This is a genomic window from Stenotrophomonas sp. 85239_Sma (assembly GCF_056481725.1).
Map to the genome: position 1 here is coordinate 3,753,614 of NZ_CM151163.1, position 17,831 is coordinate 3,771,444.

At 66.7% G+C, this 17,831-nt stretch carries 19 protein-coding genes; 7 read left to right on the top strand and 12 right to left on the bottom strand.

Annotated elements, in window-relative coordinates:
* Positions 1–81 precede the first annotated feature (81 nt).
* Positions 82–531 carry an azurin gene (azu, locus tag ACYKG1_RS17450; protein ID WP_100475245.1) on the bottom strand — a complete coding sequence of 150 codons (450 nt, stop codon included), beginning with the start codon at positions 529–531 and terminating at the stop codon, positions 82–84.
* Positions 532–654: 123 nt separating this feature from the next.
* Here azu and ACYKG1_RS17455 point away from each other — a divergent pair, with 123 nt between their 5' ends.
* Positions 655–1,257, top strand: a complete 603-nt coding sequence (locus ACYKG1_RS17455) for an HAD-IA family hydrolase (RefSeq protein ID WP_262083737.1) — start codon at positions 655–657, stop codon at positions 1,255–1,257.
* Between the two features lie 53 nt (positions 1,258–1,310).
* Here ACYKG1_RS17455 and ACYKG1_RS17460 read toward each other — a convergent pair whose 3' ends face one another.
* Positions 1,311–2,537 carry an acetylornithine transaminase gene (locus ACYKG1_RS17460; protein ID WP_478422796.1) on the bottom strand — a complete coding sequence of 409 codons (1,227 nt, stop codon included), beginning with the start codon at positions 2,535–2,537 and terminating at the stop codon, positions 1,311–1,313.
* A gap of 63 nt (positions 2,538–2,600) precedes the next feature.
* Between ACYKG1_RS17460 and ACYKG1_RS17465 the strand changes: the two genes are divergently transcribed.
* Positions 2,601–3,473, top strand: coding sequence for an ion transporter (locus ACYKG1_RS17465; RefSeq protein WP_049439908.1), 873 nt, complete (start codon positions 2,601–2,603; stop codon positions 3,471–3,473).
* Between the two features lie 62 nt (positions 3,474–3,535).
* Here the strand turns inward: ACYKG1_RS17465 and ACYKG1_RS17470 are convergent, their stop codons facing one another.
* The 3 genes from ACYKG1_RS17470 to ACYKG1_RS17480 form a co-directional block, all read right to left on the bottom strand.
* Positions 3,536–4,477, bottom strand: coding sequence for a YiiG family protein (locus ACYKG1_RS17470; protein ID WP_478471009.1), 942 nt, complete (start codon positions 4,475–4,477; stop codon positions 3,536–3,538).
* A gap of 160 nt (positions 4,478–4,637) precedes the next feature.
* Positions 4,638–5,630, bottom strand: coding sequence for a YiiG family protein (locus tag ACYKG1_RS17475; protein ID WP_478471010.1), 993 nt, complete (start codon positions 5,628–5,630; stop codon positions 4,638–4,640).
* Between the two features lie 93 nt (positions 5,631–5,723).
* Positions 5,724–6,542 (bottom strand): SDR family oxidoreductase, encoded by an 819-nt coding sequence (locus ACYKG1_RS17480; protein ID WP_262083734.1) that lies wholly within the window; start codon positions 6,540–6,542, stop codon positions 5,724–5,726.
* A gap of 108 nt (positions 6,543–6,650) precedes the next feature.
* Between ACYKG1_RS17480 and ACYKG1_RS17485 the strand changes: the two genes are divergently transcribed.
* Positions 6,651–7,334, top strand: a complete 684-nt coding sequence (locus tag ACYKG1_RS17485) for a hypothetical protein (protein WP_100473820.1) — start codon at positions 6,651–6,653, stop codon at positions 7,332–7,334.
* A 193-nt stretch (positions 7,335–7,527) separates the two neighbouring features.
* Here the strand turns inward: ACYKG1_RS17485 and ACYKG1_RS17490 are convergent, their stop codons facing one another.
* From ACYKG1_RS17490 to ACYKG1_RS17500, 3 genes are all read right to left on the bottom strand, one after another.
* Positions 7,528–7,887: a DUF6984 family protein gene (locus ACYKG1_RS17490; RefSeq protein WP_478471011.1), complete on the bottom strand. Its 360-nt coding sequence runs from the start codon at positions 7,885–7,887 to the stop codon at positions 7,528–7,530.
* 175 nt (positions 7,888–8,062) lie between these two features.
* Entirely contained in the window at positions 8,063–8,569 is a 507-nt protein-coding gene (locus ACYKG1_RS17495; RefSeq protein ID WP_262083732.1) for a DUF2867 domain-containing protein, read from the bottom strand.
* Entirely contained in the window at positions 8,566–9,228 is a 663-nt protein-coding gene (locus ACYKG1_RS17500) for a serine/threonine-protein kinase (RefSeq protein ID WP_478471012.1), read from the bottom strand. The genes ACYKG1_RS17495 and ACYKG1_RS17500 overlap by 4 nt, the downstream gene beginning before the upstream one ends.
* Positions 9,229–9,313: 85 nt before the next feature.
* Between ACYKG1_RS17500 and ACYKG1_RS17505 the strand changes: the two genes are divergently transcribed.
* Entirely contained in the window at positions 9,314–11,311 is a 1,998-nt protein-coding gene (locus tag ACYKG1_RS17505) for a bifunctional DedA family/phosphatase PAP2 family protein (protein WP_100473824.1), read from the top strand.
* Between the two features lie 125 nt (positions 11,312–11,436).
* On the opposite strand, the gene ACYKG1_RS17510 is transcribed toward ACYKG1_RS17505, so the two are convergent.
* The 3 genes from ACYKG1_RS17510 to ACYKG1_RS17520 all read right to left on the bottom strand — a co-directional run bounded on the left by ACYKG1_RS17510 (position 11,437) and on the right by ACYKG1_RS17520 (position 14,269).
* Positions 11,437–12,015, bottom strand: coding sequence for an LON peptidase substrate-binding domain-containing protein (locus tag ACYKG1_RS17510; protein ID WP_100473825.1), 579 nt, complete (start codon positions 12,013–12,015; stop codon positions 11,437–11,439).
* Positions 12,012–13,376: a UDP-N-acetylmuramate:L-alanyl-gamma-D-glutamyl-meso-diaminopimelate ligase gene (mpl, locus tag ACYKG1_RS17515; RefSeq protein WP_478471013.1), complete on the bottom strand. Its 1,365-nt coding sequence runs from the start codon at positions 13,374–13,376 to the stop codon at positions 12,012–12,014. Before mpl ends, ACYKG1_RS17510 begins: the two co-directional genes overlap by 4 nt.
* A 329-nt stretch (positions 13,377–13,705) precedes the next feature.
* A complete protein-coding gene (locus ACYKG1_RS17520) occupies positions 13,706–14,269 on the bottom strand; it encodes an adenylate kinase (RefSeq protein ID WP_100473827.1) in 564 nt (187 codons plus the stop codon).
* A 136-nt stretch (positions 14,270–14,405) separates the two neighbouring features.
* Here ACYKG1_RS17520 and ACYKG1_RS17525 point away from each other — a divergent pair, with 136 nt between their 5' ends.
* The 3 genes from ACYKG1_RS17525 (at position 14,406) to ACYKG1_RS17535 (ending at position 17,134) form a co-directional block, all read left to right on the top strand.
* On the top strand, positions 14,406–15,662 hold the full coding sequence (locus ACYKG1_RS17525) for a 6-phosphofructokinase (RefSeq protein ID WP_100473828.1): 1,257 nt from the start codon (positions 14,406–14,408) through the stop codon (positions 15,660–15,662).
* A 167-nt stretch (positions 15,663–15,829) separates the two neighbouring features.
* The gene (locus ACYKG1_RS17530; protein WP_019338785.1) at positions 15,830–16,624 is read left to right on the top strand and encodes a hypothetical protein; all 795 of its coding nucleotides are present in this window, start codon (positions 15,830–15,832) and stop codon (positions 16,622–16,624) included.
* A 120-nt stretch (positions 16,625–16,744) separates the two neighbouring features.
* On the top strand, positions 16,745–17,134 hold the full coding sequence (locus ACYKG1_RS17535; protein WP_478471014.1) for a DUF488 domain-containing protein: 390 nt from the start codon (positions 16,745–16,747) through the stop codon (positions 17,132–17,134).
* A 56-nt stretch (positions 17,135–17,190) separates the two neighbouring features.
* On the opposite strand, the gene ACYKG1_RS17540 is transcribed toward ACYKG1_RS17535, so the two are convergent.
* Entirely contained in the window at positions 17,191–17,694 is a 504-nt protein-coding gene (locus ACYKG1_RS17540) for a hypothetical protein (protein WP_100473829.1), read from the bottom strand.
* Positions 17,695–17,831 lie beyond the last annotated feature (137 nt).

The window sequence follows — 17,831 nt, forward strand, 5'->3', positions numbered from 1 at the left end:
CTGCACGAAAAAGGGGACGGAGGGGATCAAGTCGTTTGTGCACAAACGACTTGATCCCCTCCGTCCCCTTTTTCCATCCACTCAACCAAAGACGAATTTGCCCTTCATCATCGCGAAGTGGCCGGGGAACGAGCAGAAGAAGGTGTAGTCACCGCCCTTCTGCAGGCCCTGGGTAGAGAAGCGCACGCGCGTGGTCTCGCCGCCGCCGATCACCTTGGTGTGCGCCAGCACACGCTTGTCAGCCTTCGGCAGGTAACTGTCGGCCAGGGTCATGCGCATGCCCGCCATGGCCACCGGCTGGTAATCGGCGGTGCGGGTCAGCACCCAGTTGTGGCCCATCGCGGTGGCGGCGAGCTTGCCGGTGTGGCGCAGGGTCAGGTCCACGGCGGTGCAATCAGCGGCGACCTTGATCTCGCGACTGCTGAAGCTCATCTGGTCGGTGCTGTCGATGCTCACCGCACACACCCGCGCCATCGCCGACGGCGCCAGCACCAGCGCACCCAGCCCCACTGCCACCATCCAAGCCTTCATCATTGCGTCTCCTGCGGATTCAAACGCCATTCTAGGCAGGCCCCCGCGTCCCCGTCTGCGACCGTCTGTCGCATGCCAACTCCAGGCTTTCCCGCGCACTCACTGCAGTGGCATGCTCGGGCGATGCGGATCGATCTGTTGCTGCTGGATGTAGATGGCGTCCTGGTGCAATACCAGCGCGCGCAGCGCGTGCTGCACCTGGCACAGGCACTGCAGGTTCCGACGCCGGCCGTGCAGGCCGCGCTGTATGACAGCGGGCTGGAAGCTGCGCATGACAATGGCACGCTGGACGGTCCGGCCTACCTGGCACGGCTGGGGGCGCTGCTGGGCAGAACCGTTGATGTGACGACATGGACCGCCGCGCGCCAGGCCGCCAGCCACCCGCAGTTTGCCGTGCTGCAGCGGCTGCAGGCCCTGCAGCTGCCAATGGCAGTACTGACCAACAACGGCGCGCTGATGGTGCAGGCGTTGCCCAGCCTGTTGCCGGATCTGTTTCCTGCCTTGCAGGGCCGCGTGTTCTGCAGCGCGGATTTTGGCCTGCGCAAGCCTGCGCCAGCAGTGTTTCTGCGCACGCTGGAAGCGCTGGGCGTGGCGCCTGCGCGAACGCTGTTCGTCGATGACCTGTTCGCCAATGTGCGTGGCGCGCGCGCTGCCGGCCTGCACGCGGAAACCGTGCGCGATGGCCGTGGGTTGGGCAAGGTGTTGAAGCGTTACGCCGTGAACTGATCGGGGCCAGAGCCCTCTCCGCAGGAGAGGGATCCGATCCCAGCGCCGGGGCTTCAGCGCGCTGCGATGAACGCTGCAATCGCAGCGCGAAGGCGCTTCAGCCCTTCGGCCACTTCTTCGTCGGTGATGTTCAGCGACGGCACGAAGCGCAGCACGTCCGGGCCGGCCTGCAGGGTCAGCAGGCCCTGCTCGGCGGCATGATCGAGGATCGCACCGGCCTGGCCGGCGAAGTCCTTGCTGAGCACCGCGCCCAGCATCAGGCCGCGGCCACGCACTTCGCTGAACACACCGAACTCGTCGTTGATGCGGGCGAAGCCATCGCGCAGCGCCTTCGACTGGCGGCTGACGTTGGCGGCGATCTCCGCCGAGGCCAGCTTGCGCAGCGCCACGCGGGCCACCGCGGCAGCCAGCGGGTTGCCACCGAAGGTCGTGCCATGCGCGCCGAACTGCATGGTCTCGGCCACCTTCGGGCCAGCCAGCATCGCACCGATAGGGAAGCCGCCGCCCAGCGCCTTGGCCAGGGTGACCATGTCCGGCACCACATCGTCCTGCCAGTGCGCGAACAACGTGCCGGTACGGCCCATGCCGGCCTGGATCTCGTCCAGCACCAGCAGTGCGTTGTGCTGGTCGCACAGCTCGCGCACGCGCTTGAGGAAGCCGGACTTGGCCGGCATCACGCCGCCCTCTCCCTGGATCGGCTCCAGCATCACCGCAGCCACGTCGCCGGCGGCCATCGCGGTTTCCAGCTGGACCTCATCGTTGAAATCGATGTAGCGGAAGCCACCGGGCAGCGGCTCGTAGCCTTCCTGGTACTTCGGCTGGGCGGTGGCGGTGACCGCGCCCATCGTGCGGCCGTGGAAGCTGCCACGGAAGGTGATGATCACCCGCTTGTCGGCCGGGCGACCCTGGCTGGAAGCCCACTTGCGGACCATCTTGATCGCCACTTCGTTGGCTTCGGCGCCGGAGTTGCACAGGAACACGCGCTCGGCGAAGCGGCTGGCCTTCACCAGCTCCTCGGCCAGGTGCAGCGGCGGTGCGCTGTAGAACACGTTGCTGGTGTGCCAGAGCTTGCCGGCCTGCTCGACCAGCGCGGCCACCAGGTCCGGATCATTGTGGCCCAGGCCGCACACGGCGATGCCGGCGGCCAGGTCGATGAACTCACGGCCCTGGCTGTCCCACACGCGGGCGCCCTGGCCTCGCTCCAGTACCACCTGGCGGGGCTTGTAGACCGGCAGGTAGTAGTGCGACAGGGAGATCAGCGGATCGGTAGCGGCGGTCATGGCAGTCGGCAGGGTTCAGGAACACCCATTCTCGCGCCGGAACCCCTGCGGCACAATGCGCCCATGCGACCGTTCTCCGCCCCCCAGCTGAACCCCGCCACCGAGACCGGCTGGCGCCGTCGGTGGTTCGACATCATCTACCGCCACGACTCGCGGCCCTCGCGCAATTTCGACCTGATCCTGGTGGTGGCGATCGTCGCCAGCATCCTGGTGGTGATGATCGACAGCGTGCAGCACCTGCATGCCGAGTGGTCCACCGGCCTGTACATCCTGGAATGGGGCTTCACGATCATCTTCACCGCCGAGTACCTGCTGCGGCTGGCGGTGGTCAAGCGACCGCTGCGTTACGCGGTGAGCATCTGGGGCATCATCGACCTGCTATCGATCCTGCCCGCCTACCTGTCGATGTTCATTCCAGGCGCGCAGAGCCTGCTGGTGGTGCGCGCACTGCGCATCCTGCGGGTGTTCCGCATCCTCAAGCTGACCCGCTACATCGAGGAAAGCGGCGTCCTCATGACCTCGCTGTGGCGCAGCCGGCGCAAGGTGCTGGTGTTCCTGTTCACGGTGATCACCATCACCATCATCGCCGGTGCGCTGATGTACGTGATCGAGGGCCCCGAACACGGCTTCACCAACATTCCGGCCAGCATGTACTGGGCGGTGGTGACCATGGCCACGGTCGGCTTCGGCGACATCGTGCCGCAGACCGTGCTCGGTCGCTTTGTCACCTCGGTGCTGATCCTGATCGGCTACAGCATCATCGCCGTGCCCACCGGCATCTACACCGCCGAACTGGCCAGCACCATGCGCGAAGCCGAACTGGCTGCGCGCCGTGACGCGCGCGGGTGCCCGCACTGCGGGCTGGAAGGCCACGAACCCGACGCCCGCCACTGCCGCAGATGCGGCGGTGAACTGCCGGATGCATTCAGCCATTGAGGGTCATGCCGGCCAACGGCCGGCACTACCTCCGGCAGAACCACGCCTCGCGTGGATCCTGCTCAATGCATGCGGTTGCTGGTGGTCACCAGGTCGTTGTAGGCATCCAGAATCGTCGACTGCGCCCCTTCAGGATCGGTGGTGAGCCAGCTGCCCGATGCCTTGCGCTCGGCCGCCAGCGCATCGGCGGTGATCGGCTTGCCCTGTTCCAGGCGCTCGACTCCGCGCCCGGCGGTACGCACCAGCTTGTCGGCCGAACGCTGCACATGGCCCCACATCGGGTCATCCTTGCCGACACCGCTGTTCTGGATGTCCGTCACCAGCGCCTGGTAGTCGGCCAGCTGGCCGCGCAACGCCGCAACGTCCGGCGCGTCGCTCTGGAACGCCATCGCCAGCTGCTTGCCGTCACCGACAAGGCGCAGGTGGTAATAGGCCAGCGAGCGGCCTTCGCGTTCCTCGATCTGCTTCAGCTGCGCGGCGCGACGATCGTTCTCGTTCTGTTCCAGCGCCGCATCCATCGCTTCGCTGGCCTTGAAGAACTCGGCATAGGCCTGCATCAGCGGGGCATGCTGGCTGCGCATTCCTTCACCACCATCGCGGCGATAGTCTTCGCGGGTGAAGTAGCCATCTGCGCGCTCGACCAAGGTGTTCAGTGCCTGGAACGCCTGCTGGTACTGCCGCGCGGGCGCATCCAGCGGCGTCGCGGGGCTCTTTGCCAGCGCATCGGTCAGCGGCTGGCCGCAGTACTCGACGCGGTGCGACAGCACCTTGCCGGGGGAGCGCGGCTGCGCTTCCTTGCCGGTTGGACCTGCCTTGGGATCCTTCATCCTGCCCGTGTAGGTCTGGAAACCTTCGTGGATGGGCTGTTCGACGCCGTTGTAGCACTCGATGTAGGCGTTGATCTTTTCCAACCCGGGATCGGCGACAGCCAGGCCCGCCGGGTTGTTGCAGCCGGCCAGCGCGCCGAGCAGGAGAACAGGAAGCAGGCGTGTGGATGTGTTCAAATCAGTTCCTTGCACAAGTGAAAACTGCATGCATCGTCATGCTTGGCGCGGGCGCGCGCTCCAGCACCTCGGGAAGGTGCTGGCATTCGGGGCTGCGGGGTGTGTCATGCCGCAATCAACCTGCTCAATCGCGACAAAAATGACGCGCTGAGCTTCCCGTTTACTGGCGGTTGCTCTGGAAAACCAGCGAGTTGTATTCCTGCATCAGCTTGCTGGCCGAGCCGCGCGGCGCCATCGAGGGCGAATCCAGCATGCGCCGTTCGAAATCGCTGTAGGGCGTCTTGCTGCTGACCCGCTGCAGCCGCTCCTTGCCTTCCCGACGGAAGTTCTCGGCTTCGCGCTCGAAGCTGTTCCAGTCCAGCTTGCCCGGCTCCTGATCGGCCACCTTGGCATGCGCCTCGTCGGAAATACGGTTGAAGGCGTCGAGGCGTTCACGGGCTTGGGCCGGATCAAAGTCGTCCTCGCTCATCAGCTCCACGATGGCCTTGGCTTCCAGCATCATCGCCAGACGGTAGTACTCGCGCGTGCGCCCCTCGGCCTGTTCCAGTGCCTTGAGCTGCTCGCGCTGGGCAGCGTCGTTCTGGCGCTCCAGCTCGGCATTGAACGTTTCGCTGGCAGCCACGAAGTCCTTGAAGGCGGCCATCAAGGGCGCGTGCAGCTGCTTGCCCCTGGCAAACTGGTCGTCTTCGTAGTCCTGGCGATCATAGTAGTCGTGCGCCTCCTTGCTGACCGGCACCAGCGCCTTCAGCGCCTGCTGATAATGGCTGGCAGCAGCATCGAGTTCGGCCAGCGCCGGCTTGGCAGCCATCGCCTCGGTCACCGGGCCATCGCACTGCTTCATGTCGTAATCGCTGATCTCGAACGGACCGTACACCTGGGTCTCGCGCCCGGTCGGGCCGGCCTCGACGTCCTTGATCCAGCGCGTGTAGGACTGGAGGCTGTCGTGCGTCTTCGAATCAAGCGTGTTGAAGCAGCCGATGTAGGCGTTGAGCTTGGCGGTCAACTGCTGCTGTGTGTCGGACGGGGCCGTGCTGGCGTCCGGCGTGCCGGAAGCAGCGGCGCCAACCGCAGCCGCGGGGGCCTTGCCACCGCAGGCAGTCAGGATCAACGACAGCGAAGCGGCCAGCGCCGCGACGGAAAGCGTACGTGACATGCGTTCACATCCCTGTTGGAAACGATTACAGCCACGCATTCTAGCGCAGCAGGCCGGGGGGCGCAGCCCTCGGCCTCTTCCCGCGACGCGCGGTCAATCCAGGAACAGATCCGGCAACAACGGACGCGACGGATCCACCGCGTAGCCCGAAAGATCGGTGATACCGGCCTGCGCCAGCACTTCATCGTCGATCAGGAACTGGCCGTGGAAGCCCGCCGCTTCGCGCACCAGCACCGCATGCGCGGCGTCGGCCATGATCTGCGGCGTGCGGCAGCCGGCCGCATCCACGCCCGGAATCATGTTGATCGCATCAGTGGCGATCACCGTGCGCGGCCACAGCGCGTTCACCGCCACCCCCTGCGGACCGAACTCCGCGGACAGGCCGAGCGTGACGAAGCTCATGCCCATCTTCGCCAGCGTGTAGCCGGTATGCGCGCCCCACCACTTCGGCTCAAGGCTCGGCGGCGGTGCCAGGGTGAGGATGTGCGGGTTCGGCGCCTGCAGCAGATACGGCAGGCAGGCCTGCGCACACAGGAAACTGCCACGCGAATTGACCTGCTGCATCAGGTCGAAGCGCTTCATCGGCGTATCCAGCGTGCCACGCAGCCAGATCGCACTGGCGTTGTTGATCAGGATGTCGATGCCACCGAAGGTGTCGACCGTGGCCGCAACTGCGGCCTGTACCTGCTCCTCCTCGCGGATGTCGCACTTCAGCGCCAGCCCTTGGCCCCCGGCCGCCGTAACGGCCTCGGCCGCGGTGTGGATGGTGCCCGGCAGCTTCGGGTTCGGCACCGACGACTTGGCCGCGATGGCCACGTTGGCGCCGTCGCGCGCAGCGCGCAGTGCGATGGCCAGGCCGATGCCACGCGAGGCACCGGTGATGAAAAGGGTTTTGCCCTGCAGACTGCCCACGTTCCACACTCCAGCGTATGCAATGAGCCGCTAGTATGCCGCGCCGACGCGGAGTTCACCCGGCCTTGACGATACTCGGGCCTCCAGTCAACGCACGAGGTCCACGCCATGCGCCGTTCCCGCCTGTTGCTGCCTGCCCTGGGGCTTGCCCTGCTGACCGCCTGCCAGGGCCGTTCGCCGGAACCGGGCAAGGAGCCACCTGCCGGTGACACGCCCAGCGCAGAGAAGGCCGCCGCCGACGGCAAGCTGCGCTGGAGCGAGGCCGTGGTGTGGGATGGCGACCTCAACGCCTGCCGCCAGGGCGAGAATGCGGCCACCCGCGAGTGCCTGCGCGATGCGATGCGCGCCGGTGGCGCCAGCGCCGATGCCATTGCTGCCGCCGAGCAGTTGTCCACCGGCGGCGAGCTGGCCTACGTGACGGCCTGGCACGAGAACGAAGGCCTGGGCATTGCCACGGTCGAGTATCCGTTCCGCGCCAACACCAACGAAGGCACCCGCCTGGTCGACGCCAGCGGCAAGCGCATCGATGTGGATGCCGTGCAATTGGACGACACCCTGCGTGCCGACCCCGCCGTGCAGGAACTGCTGAAGGCCAACCCGCAGGCCACGCCGTTCGCCCCGGCGCAGTCGGCCGGGGCCACGCCACTGGAGAATGGCGGCATCCGCGTGATGTATCGCACGCCACTGCGCGACTGCCACGCCTGCCCGGATGTGGGCCAGCTGCAGATCGCCTACGACTTCGACGCCAAGCGCAACTTCATCGGCCAGCAGGTGGTGCCGGCGACGCCGTAAGGTCACCGGCGTCTGTAGAGCCGAGCCATGCTCGGCTCATTGAATGCAGCCGAGCATGGCTCGGCTCCACATCATCGCCACTAGCAAGACCCTTCACTCGAATTCGCAAGAATCGTCCGCGACGTCCACCGGCTCTTCGAGGCCGGCCATCCGCACATCGTGCTTGTTTCCACCAGAACCCTTCATTGCCACCTCAGGCATAGCAGACCAAGCTTTCAATTCGAGGAGATATCAGCTCGGCACCGTCCCAGCGGATGATTTCCAGCTCCAGCAGACGGTCGTTTGCGTCCGCATGAAGAATCGGCGTGAGTTCAGCACCATCTGCGTCCTGCATCTGCAGCTCGACGGGATACGCGTGCTGGCCTTGGTACGGAGGACGCTCATATCCGGAAATGACGAATCCCACCCGAGCTCCACCAAGACCCATTTCCATGGCCGCTGCGAGAGCAAGGTCGGCGTGAAGCTGCGAGGCAGAGGCCTCAGGCAGATGAGATGCCACAGCCTCGATCAACTGCCTTTCAAAGCAGGAAACAGCACGCGTCGGATTGCTCATCGCATCGTTGATCTCAGGGTTGCTCCCGTACCGACTCACCGCGCCCCCCGGCCCTGCTTACATCGCGTTGGACTGGTGCTGGAGTGCCGCATGCAGAATCCACGTTTCAGTGACACTTGGCAATGACCGACGAGCATGTAATGGATCGCAAACTGCATCCACGCATGGCGTGGATCTACCGGTACCCCTGCACCTGCTTCCTCAGCAGATGCGGCACGATCAACCGATGCACCGGCGCAACCGGCAGCATGTACACGCGCCCGAACGCGTTGTGCGTATGCACCACCGTCGCCACCTCCAGCACGGCGCCCTGCCACTGCAGGGCTAGCTGCACACGCAGGTGGCGATCGTCGTCTTCCAGCACGATCGCATCGTCAGTCAGCGACTGCAGGGTGAAGATGCCCAGCCGCTGCCCGGGTTGAGGATCCGCAACATCCTGCACCGCGCGCAACGAGCCCAGGTGCTTCATGCCGAGCAGGCGCATGCCGTGGTTGCGCAGCGCCATCAATCCGTCGAACCAGCCGGGAATGGTCGCGGCCATATCGCGATAGGCCTGCAAGGCCGAGCGTCCATCACGATGGGTCGTTGCCTGGCAGGCATGCACGAAGTCGGCGCCGGCCAGCTGTGGGCGCAGGACACTGCCCGCGCTCGGCGGGCCGGCCACCACCTGCGCAGTGCTCACGGCTTCGGCCCCTGCCCCTCGTTGTCTTCCCAATGCAGGATGCGGCGGGTGACGAAGCGGTAGACCGGCTTGCCGGTGGCGAACCACAGTTCGCGCACCCACGAGGTGCGCTTGAGCACGCGCTTCTCCACCGGGGTGAGCGACTCGCGGCAATACATGCGCTTGTGCTTGAGCAGATGGCGCAGATCCTCGCGGGCCAGCAGGCGCATCCAGCGCGAGCGCGGGTTGCCGATCACCGCCAGCTGGAAGTCGATCAATGCCGGGCGGCCATCGTCGGTGACCAGCCAGTTGGCTTCCTTGGCCAGATCATTGTGTGCCACGCCCTTGCGATGCAGCTGCTGCAGCAGGCGACGCGCGGCGCGGAACCAGGCCAGGTCACCGCGTGGCGGACGCTGGTACATGGCATCGCCGGCCATGAAGCTGCGGTCGAGATGACGGCCATCCCACGCCAGCAGCTGCGGCACATCGGCCATGCCGTGGATGTGGCGCAGCGCGCGCGCTTCGCGGCGGGCCAGCCACCAGGCCGGCAGCCGCAGCCACAGCGGCGTGGCGCCCAGGTCACGGCGTACGAAGGGACCGGCAGGCCCGTCCACAAGGAGGATGCGACCGAAGCTGTCGGCCTTCAGGGCGTGCGAGGGCGTGTCTGGGGAATGCGGCATGTGCCCATTCTAGGCGATGGCGCCGGTTGCAAACGGTCACGAAGCGGCTGGGAACCAGTCACCTTCACGCCCCTATAATCGGGCAATGGACTCTTCATGGATCGACGCCACCCTTGCGTGGATTGCCGCTCACCCCGTGCTGGCGGGTGCCGTTATCTTCCTCATCGCCTTCTGCGATGCGGTGATCATTCTCGGTGCCATCGTGCCGGCCCTGCCGCTGCTTTTCGCGGTGGGCGTGTTCATCGGCCTGGGCCAGATCTCCGGGCCGTATGCGGTGGCGGCGGCGGCGCTGGGTGCGTTCGCCGGCGATGGCATCAGCTACTGGATCGGCCGCCGCTGGGGCGACCGCCTGCGTGGCGTGTGGCCGTTCAGCCGCTACCCGCAGCTGCTCGACCGCGGCGAGAACCTGTTCCGCCGCAATGCCTTCAAGAGCATCCTGATCGCACGCTACGTGGGCGCTATCCGCCCGTTCGTGCCGGCCATCGCCGGCATGATGAAGATGCCCGCCAGCCGCTATGTGCAGGCCAGCGGCATCGCCAGCATTTCCTGGGCGGTGCTGTTCCTGGCACCGGGCTGGATTCTCGGCGAGGCCTACGACGCGGTGGCTGCGGTGGCCGGGCGACTGGTGGTGGTGGTCGGCCTGCTGGCGGTGATCCTCGGCCTGGTCTGGGCCATCGTGCTGTACGGCTACCGCTGGTCGGCCGCACGCATGGACAACTGGCTGGCACGCCTGCTGGACTGGTCCAACCGCCACCCCACGCTGGGCCGTTATACCGTCGGTGTGCTGGACCCGAAGCGGCGCGAGTCGGTGCCGCTGGCGATGCTGGCGCTGATGCTGCTGGTGCTGGGCTGGGGCTGGTTCGCGCTGCTGACCGTGGTGGTCGCGCACGGCGAGCCACTGGCCATCGACCTGCTGGTGCACCAGGCCATGCTGGCGCTGCGCAACCCGCTGGCCGATTACCCGATGGCCGCGCTGGCTTCGCTGGGCGCCTGGCAGGTATTGCTGCCGGCCACTGCGGCGGCGATGGGCTACCTGGTCTGGCGCCGGCGCTGGATGGCGGCCGCGCACTGGCTGGCCGCGCTTGCGTTCGGCCTGGCGTTGACCATGCTGCTCGGCGCCACGGTGGATGTGGTGCGCCCGATCGATGCCAGCAGTGGCTTCGGCTTCCCGTCGGTGTCGGTAACCATGGCCACCATCACCTTCGGCTTCTTCGCGGTGCTGATCGCCCGTGAAATGCCCGGCCGCACCCGCGTCTGGCCGTACCTGGTGTCGGGCATCGTGGTGAGCCTGATCGGCTTCGCGCGCCTGTACCTGGGCGCGCATTGGCTGAGCGATGTGATCGGCGGCATGCTGTTCGGCACGTTCTGGCTGCTGGTGCTGGGCATCGCCTACCGCCGCCGCTTCAACCGCTCGTTCTGGGTGAAGCCGGTGGCGTGGCTGTTCTACGGCGTCTTCGCCGTCGCTGCGATGTGGTACGCACCGCGCCATATTCCGGTGAAGCTGGAACGCTTCGAGCCGACCCTGCCGGCACCGCAGGCGATGGACATGCAGGCCTGGTGGCAGCACGACTGGGCGACGCTGCCAGCGCGCCGCAACGAGTTCGACGACGACCAGCGCTGGCCGTTGGACGTGCAGGTGGCGGGCCCGCTGGCGCCGCTGCAGGCGCAGCTGGAAGCACGCGGCTGGAAGCGGCAGGAACAGGCCGGCTGGCAGGAAGCGCTGCTGATGCTGGACAAGAACACCGGCGCCGAGGAATTGCCGGTGCTGCCGGCCACGCTGGAAACGCGCGTGGAAGCGCTGCTGATGGTGCGCCAGGGTGCGAAGCCGGATGAGCGCTATGTGCTGCGCCTGTGGCCGGCGCCGGCCCAGCTGCAACCGGGCCACACGCCGCTGTGGCTGGGCAGCGCGCAGACCCTGCGCTACGAGCGCCATTTCGAGTGGATCGGCATGTGGCACCCGCTGCGTGGCGTCGACCCGGCGCTCAATGCAGTGAAGGAAGCCGTGCAGGACCTGCCGCAACGCGAGGCTGTGCACAGCGAAACCGGGTTGCCGGTGCTGCGGTTGAAGACCACCACGCCCTGACTGCAAGCGACGTACCGTGGAGCCGAGCCTACGCTCGGCTGCGCTTCGCGCGATCCAACCAGCCGAGCACGGCTCGGCGCCACCCAGCGTGTGCACCAAGGTGCACATCCACCTGAGGCAGGCGGCTACGGCATCCAGCCCAGCAACTGCTGCAGGCGCTGGTGCGGGTCGTCCATCTGCAGCAGCTGCAGGCGCTGCTGCTCGCTCAGCGGCAGCAGCTCGGCCAACCGCCAGCCGACCCAGCTGGCCTGGTCCAGCAACGCCGGGTTGGACGGCGCATAGGCCTCGCCGGCCTGTTCGATGATGTGCCCCAGTACCGTGGCCAGCAGCGCATGCTGTGGCCGAAGTTCGTCGTCAGGATCCTCCTCGCACCAGTGCACGTCGGCCACCACCAGGCCGTTGTCACGCACACGGGTGCGCTCGACATGGAAGCGACGGGTACCGCGCAGGCGCAGCTGCAGCACGCCATCGGCGCCGACATCGAAGTCTTCGATGCGTACCTGCACGCCGTAGGCCGCCGGTGTCGCTGGTGCGCCGACTTCCTCGCCATCAAGGATCAGGCAGACACCAAACCCCTCACCACTGCGGCCGCAGTCGCGGACCAGGTCCAGGTAGCGCCGCTCGAATACGCGCAGGCCCACCGCCGCGCCTGGCACCAGCGTGGTGTGCAGCGGAAACAGCGGCAGCGAGCTGTCGACGCTCATCGGGCCTGCAGCGCGGCGAGGAAGCGGCGCGGGGCGCCGTCGAAGCCGCCGTTGGACATGAACACTACGTGGTCGCCGCTGCGCGCGCTGGACTGCAACTGCGCGAGCAATGCGTCGGTATCCGGCACCGCGTGGGCTTCACCGCGCACCGCGGCGATCACCGCAGCGGCATTCCAGGCCAGTTCCGGGCGATGCAGGAACACCACTTCATCGGCCAGCGCCAGCGACGGTGCCAGCGCCTGCGCATGTGCGCCCAGCCGCATCGAGTTGCTGCGCGGCTCCATCGCGACCACGATGCGCGCATCGCCGACCTTGGCACGCAGGCCTTCCAGCGTGGTGGCGATCGCGGTCGGATGATGGGCGAAATCGTCGTAGACGGTGATGCCGCCATGACTGCCGATCACTTCCATGCGGCGCTTGACGCTGCGGAAGCGTGCCAGCGCCGGAATAACTTGGGCAGGTGCCACGCCCACCGCATGCGCGGCGGCCAGCGCGGCCAGTCCGTTGAGCACGTTGTGGCGGCCCAGCAGCGACCACTGCACATCACCCAGCGCCTGCCCACGATGGTGCACGCGGAAGGCGCTGCCATCGGTGGCCAGCAGTTCGGCATGCCATTCCAGCGACGGATCGAATCCGAAACGTTCGACCGGGGTCCAGCAGCCCATCGCCAGCACTTCGGCCAGGTGCTGATCCTCGCCATTGACGATCAGGCGGCCGCGCGCCGGCACCGTGCGCACCAGGTGGTGGAACTGGCGCTGGATCGCCGCCACGTCCGGGAAGATGTCGGCGTGGTCGTATTCAAGATTGTTGAGAATGGCCACCAGCGGCCGGTAGTGCACGAACTTGCTGCGCTTGTCGAAGAAGGCAGTGTCGTACTCATCGGCCTCGACCACGAACTCGCGGCCCTGGCCCAGGCGCGCGGAAACACCGAAGTCCTCGGCTACGCCGCCGATCAGGAAGCCGGGTGATCGCCCGGCGCTTTCCAGCAGCCAGGTGAGGATGGTGGTGGTGGTGGTCTTGCCATGGGTACCGGCCACGGCCAGCGTGTCGCGCCCCGGAAGCACCTGCTCGGACAACCACTGCGCACCGGAGATGTAGCGCTGGCCGGCGTCGAGCACGGCCTCCACGGCTGCGTTGCCGCGTGAGAGTGCGTTGCCGATCACCACCTCGTCGGTGCCGGCCGGCACGCTGTCGGCGCGGTAGCCCTGGTCCAGGGTGATACCCAGCTGTTCCAGCTGGGTCGACATTGGCGGGTAGATGGCCTGGTCGCTGCCACTGACCGAGTGGCCCAGTTCCCGCGCCAGGGCGGCCACGCCGCCCATGAAGGTGCCGGCGATTGCAAGGATATGTACGCTGCTCATGACCGAGGATTGTGACCGATGACGGCTGTATAGGGCCAATGTCCGATTCCGGGTAAGACAACCCCTACACGGGATGTGAGAAAACTCCAATGAGCTGTCAGGGAATTCCCGATAGCGATGTTCTGTGAACCCGGACACAATTCGAACTGCCAGCCGCAGTACCCGAACCGGTCCTACTCCCCAAGAGGCCATCCCCAAGGGAGCTCATGCTGCGGGGCCCTGAGCAAGCCCTTCGCTGGCGCCTATCAAACGACACAGGCCTGATCCTCGCGGACCAGGCCTGTGTTTTTTTGCGCCCGAAGCGCCGGAAGCGTACCGGCCCTTCCGGATCAGGCCTTGATCGCCGCCAGGATGCGGGCTTCGATCTCGTCCAGCTCACCGACGCCGTCAACGCGGGCCAAGGTGCCACGGCTGGCGTAGAAGTCGACCACCGGGGCGGTCTGGTCGTTGTAGACCTGCAGGCGCTGGCGCACCGCTTCCGGATTGTCATCGGCGCGGCCCTGCTCCTTGGCACGACCGGCGATGCGGTCGACCAGCAGCTCGGTGGCCACGTCCAGCTGCACCACGGCGTCCAGCGGCTGGCCGATCTTGGCCAGCAGGCCGTCCATCGCATTGGCCTGGGCCACATTGCGCGGGTAGCCATCGAGGATGAAGCCCTTGGCGACATCAGCCTGGGTCAGGCGCGACTCCAGCATGCCCAGCAGGATGTCGTCCGACACCAGGTTGCCGGCATCCATCACCGTCTTGGCCTGCTTGCCCAGCTCCGTGCCGGCGGCGATTTCCGCGCGCAGCATGTCACCGGTCGAAATGTGGGCGATCCCCAGCTTTTCCTTCAGGCGCGTCGCCTGTGTCCCCTTGCCCGAACCGGGCGGTCCCAACAGAACCAATCGCATTGACCTGACTCCAACGTGTTGAAAACAAAGAAGGTTCGCGTCCCGGACGGTCCGGTATCGCTGCACCGCAATAGCGCCACTTTACCGCATCCGGGTAATGTCCCTGCAATGTCCCCTCCCCCGAGCAGGTAGAAGCATGCGCAACGGTACTCTCCTTTATGCCCAGTCCGGCGGTGTCACCGCCGTCATCAATGCCACGGCGGCAGCGGTGATCGAGCAGGCCCGGGCCAAGGGCATCAAGGTCCTGGCCGCCCGCAACGGCATCCTTGGCGCCCTGCGCGAGGAGCTGATCGACACCAGCAAGGAGAGCGCCGCAGCCATCCGCGCGCTGGCCCATACCCCGGGCGGCGCCTTCGGCTCGTGCCGGGTCAAGCTGAAATCGCTGGACGCCGACCGTGCCCGCTACGACCGCCTGCTGGAGGTGCTGCGCGCGCATGACGTGCGCTGGTTCCTCTACAACGGTGGCAACGATTCGGCCGATACCGCGCTGAAGGTCTCGCAGCTGGCCAAGGCCTCCGGCTACGACCTGACCTGCATCGGCGTGCCCAAGACCATCGACAACGACCTGGCGGTGACCGACACCTGCCCCGGCTTCGGCTCGGCGGCCAAGTACACCGCCGTCTCGGTGCGCGAGGCGGCGCTGGACGTGGCGGCCATGGCCGAGACCTCCACCCGCGTCTTCATCTACGAGGCGATGGGCCGCCACGCCGGCTGGCTGGCCGCAGCCGCTGGCCTGGCCGGCAACGGCGATGACGAAGCACCGCACATCATCCTGCTGCCCGAGCGCGCCTACGACGAGGCCGCGTTCCTGGCCAAGGTGAAGGCCGTGGTCGAGCGCGTCGGCTACTGCGTGGTGGTGGCGTCGGAAGGCATCGCGACCGCCGATGGCCGCTTCGTCGCCGACGCCGGTGGCGGCAAGGATTCGTTCGGACATTCGCAGCTCGGCGGCGTAGCCGCGCACCTGGCCGGCCGCGTCAAGGATCAGCTGGGCCTGAAAGTGCATTGGGCATTGCCCGACTACCTGCAGCGCTCGGCCCGCCACCTGGCCAGCAGGACCGACTGGGAGCAGGCGCAGGCGGTCGGCAAGGCCGCCGTGCAGCTGGCGCTGAAGGGTCAGAACGGCGTGATGCCGGTGATCGTGCGCAGCAGCGATGCGCCCTACCGCTGGAAGATCGAAGCAGCGCCGCTGTCGAAGATCGCCAACCACGAGAAGAAGATGCCGGCCGGCTTCATCCGCCGCGATGGCTTCGGCATCACCGCCAAGGCGCGTGCCTACCTGTCGCCGTTGATCAAGGGCGAAGCCCCGCTGCCGTATGGCACCGATGGCCTGCCGAAGTACGTCACCCTGAAGAACGTGGCGGTGAAGCAGAAGCTGCCGGCCTTCGAGGGCTGAGGTGCACCCGCGCCCAGTGTGGAGAGCACAGGGCGCATTGCGGCGGCCGACGAAGCGCCTCACAATCGGGGTCCGGCCCGGGGCAAAGGGGCCGCCGCAAGCCAGATTCGACGCTGCCCGGCCTTCAAGGCCCGGGCCTGTGCTGCCATTTCACAAGGACTGTAACCATGAAGCACCCGATCCTGATCGCCGCGCTGCTGTGCGGTGCTGCCGCGCCGGCCTTCGCTGCGACCTGCGAAAGCAACTTCCAGAAGAAGGGCAATCCCTTCGTCGGCACCACCTTCACTTCATCGGTCACCCACCCGGACCTGACCGTGGCCAGCGCCATCGGCCAGATGCGGGTGATCGCCAAAAACGCCAACATGGACGTCCTCAGCGAGGACGTGGAAGGTGGCTCGATGCTGATCGAAGAGCCGGAATCCATGGCCCACAAGCCGATTCCGATGATCATCAGTGCCACCTCCGAAGGCGGCCAGGGCACCGTCGGCATGGTGGTGAAGGTCAACAAGGGCGCCATCGCCTCGGCCGACGGCGTGCGCGAAGAAATGTGCAAGCTGCTCAACCAGATCAAGCCGGGCAAGGCTGGCGAACAGGCGGCCAAGGCGACTCCGCAGGCGTCGGTGGTAACGATTGCCGCCGACCGTTTCGGCTTCCAGCTGCGCAACCAGAACAAGGACAACCCGGCCGCAGTCGAGCCGCGCTACAAGGGCAAGACCTACGCCATTACCGGCCGTATCACCACCGTCCTGCGCAGTGGCGGCACCTACAACACCAGCTTCGACCTGCCCAGCGATGGCAGCATCGACTTTGAACGCGTGGCCATTTCCTGCTCGTTCGCAGCCAACCAGGCCGCGTATGCGCTGGCCCTGCGTCCGCGCGAGAAGGTGACGCTGACCGGCGTGGTCGACAGCTACGACCAGATTGGTCGTGTGTTGTGGCTGAAGGACTGCCGCGGCAATTGATCGCTGCCGGCATGGGGAAAGGCCCGGGTGCGCAAGCGCCCGGGCCTTTTCGTTTCCACAACGGTTCACGCCTGGCGCACGTGCGTCGCAGCATGATGGATGCCCCGCCTGGAGATCACCATGGCACTGCGTGTTGTTCGACTGGGTACGCCGCGCCACCCCAGCGAAGGGCTGCGTATCGGCACCGTTCGGCGCCCGCCGCGCGGCGTACCACGCAGCGAATTCGCCAGACAGGACTGGTACGACGTCTGGTTCCCGACCCTGTCACCCAGCGCGGAACTGGTGAAGCAGGCGCACGAAGCGAAAACCGCGGCCGACTGGAATGCATTCTTCCGCCACTACAAGGCCGAGATGAAGGTGCCGGATGCGGCCCACGCGCTGGATCTTCTGGCCGCGATGTCACAGCACAGCGACATCAGCGTGGGCTGTTACTGCGAGAATGAAGCGCGCTGCCACCGCACGGCGCTGCGCGAGCTGCTGGTGGCGCGCGGGGCGACGCTGGCGGAGTGACGATTACAGGGTTGCCGGCCAGCGGCCGGCACGACCGAGTACCGTGCCGGATGGCCTCAATTGCAGGCCTTGCCTTCCATCTGCAGCTGCGCGGCGAACATCGTCACCTGCGGAATCTGACCGGCCGCAGCCAGCTTCTTCGCTTCTTCCAGGTAGATGCGCGACTGGCCCTGCCCATCCAGCTCGACCTTGTTGCTCGATGGCAGGCGCCACACCCGCACCACGGCCTGCTGCGCCGGGCACGCGGCATTGGGCACGCGGATTACATCGTTGAGCTTCCAGCCCTTGTCGGCACTCGGCTGTGCCTTGGTGTAATCGACGAAACGCGCGCGCGGCTGGCACTGCTCGCTGGTACGCACGGCGGAGAAGCGGTACGGCGCAGCGGCGTCGCCGGTGAACGCACCTTCCAGGCGCGCGCAGGCCTCGGGGATCTGGCGCAGGGTATGCACCGCGCCCACCGCCTGGGGGGCACCCACGGCGCGCTGCAGCTCCGGGGTTTCCGCGGCGAGTGCCGGCATGGCCGGGACCAGGGCGGCAAGCATCAACAGGGACAGGCGCATGGGGGATCTCCTTCAGGACTCCGCGCAGGCTTGCAGAGGCTGGCTTAACGGGGTGCAAAGGCGCATCCATCGAGCAGCCTCTGCGCTCGCCGGGCATGGACCGGCGCTACCATCCGGGCGCAGGTGCACGCATACTG

Bases quoted from the DNA above. Each gene is read 5' to 3' on its own strand.
- azu (WP_100475245.1), bottom strand. From the start codon at position 531: ATGAAGGCTTGGATGGTGGCAGTGGGGCTGGGTGCGCTGGTGCTGGCG.
- ACYKG1_RS17455 (WP_262083737.1), top strand. From the start codon at position 655: ATGCGGATCGATCTGTTGCTGCTGGATGTAGATGGCGTCCTGGTGCAA.
- ACYKG1_RS17460 (WP_478422796.1), bottom strand. From the start codon at position 2,537: ATGACCGCCGCTACCGATCCGCTGATCTCCCTGTCGCACTACTACCTG.
- ACYKG1_RS17465 (WP_049439908.1), top strand. From the start codon at position 2,601: ATGCGACCGTTCTCCGCCCCCCAGCTGAACCCCGCCACCGAGACCGGC.
- ACYKG1_RS17475 (WP_478471010.1), bottom strand. From the start codon at position 5,630: ATGTCACGTACGCTTTCCGTCGCGGCGCTGGCCGCTTCGCTGTCGTTG.
- ACYKG1_RS17485 (WP_100473820.1), top strand. From the start codon at position 6,651: ATGCGCCGTTCCCGCCTGTTGCTGCCTGCCCTGGGGCTTGCCCTGCTG.
- ACYKG1_RS17490 (WP_478471011.1), bottom strand. From the start codon at position 7,887: ATGAGCAATCCGACGCGTGCTGTTTCCTGCTTTGAAAGGCAGTTGATC.
- ACYKG1_RS17500 (WP_478471012.1), bottom strand. From the start codon at position 9,228: ATGCCGCATTCCCCAGACACGCCCTCGCACGCCCTGAAGGCCGACAGC.
- ACYKG1_RS17505 (WP_100473824.1), top strand. From the start codon at position 9,314: ATGGACTCTTCATGGATCGACGCCACCCTTGCGTGGATTGCCGCTCAC.
- ACYKG1_RS17510 (WP_100473825.1), bottom strand. From the start codon at position 12,015: ATGAGCGTCGACAGCTCGCTGCCGCTGTTTCCGCTGCACACCACGCTG.
- mpl (WP_478471013.1), bottom strand. From the start codon at position 13,376: ATGAGCAGCGTACATATCCTTGCAATCGCCGGCACCTTCATGGGCGGC.
- ACYKG1_RS17520 (WP_100473827.1), bottom strand. From the start codon at position 14,269: ATGCGATTGGTTCTGTTGGGACCGCCCGGTTCGGGCAAGGGGACACAG.
- ACYKG1_RS17525 (WP_100473828.1), top strand. From the start codon at position 14,406: ATGCGCAACGGTACTCTCCTTTATGCCCAGTCCGGCGGTGTCACCGCC.
- ACYKG1_RS17530 (WP_019338785.1), top strand. From the start codon at position 15,830: ATGAAGCACCCGATCCTGATCGCCGCGCTGCTGTGCGGTGCTGCCGCG.
- ACYKG1_RS17535 (WP_478471014.1), top strand. From the start codon at position 16,745: ATGGCACTGCGTGTTGTTCGACTGGGTACGCCGCGCCACCCCAGCGAA.
- ACYKG1_RS17540 (WP_100473829.1), bottom strand. From the start codon at position 17,694: ATGCGCCTGTCCCTGTTGATGCTTGCCGCCCTGGTCCCGGCCATGCCG.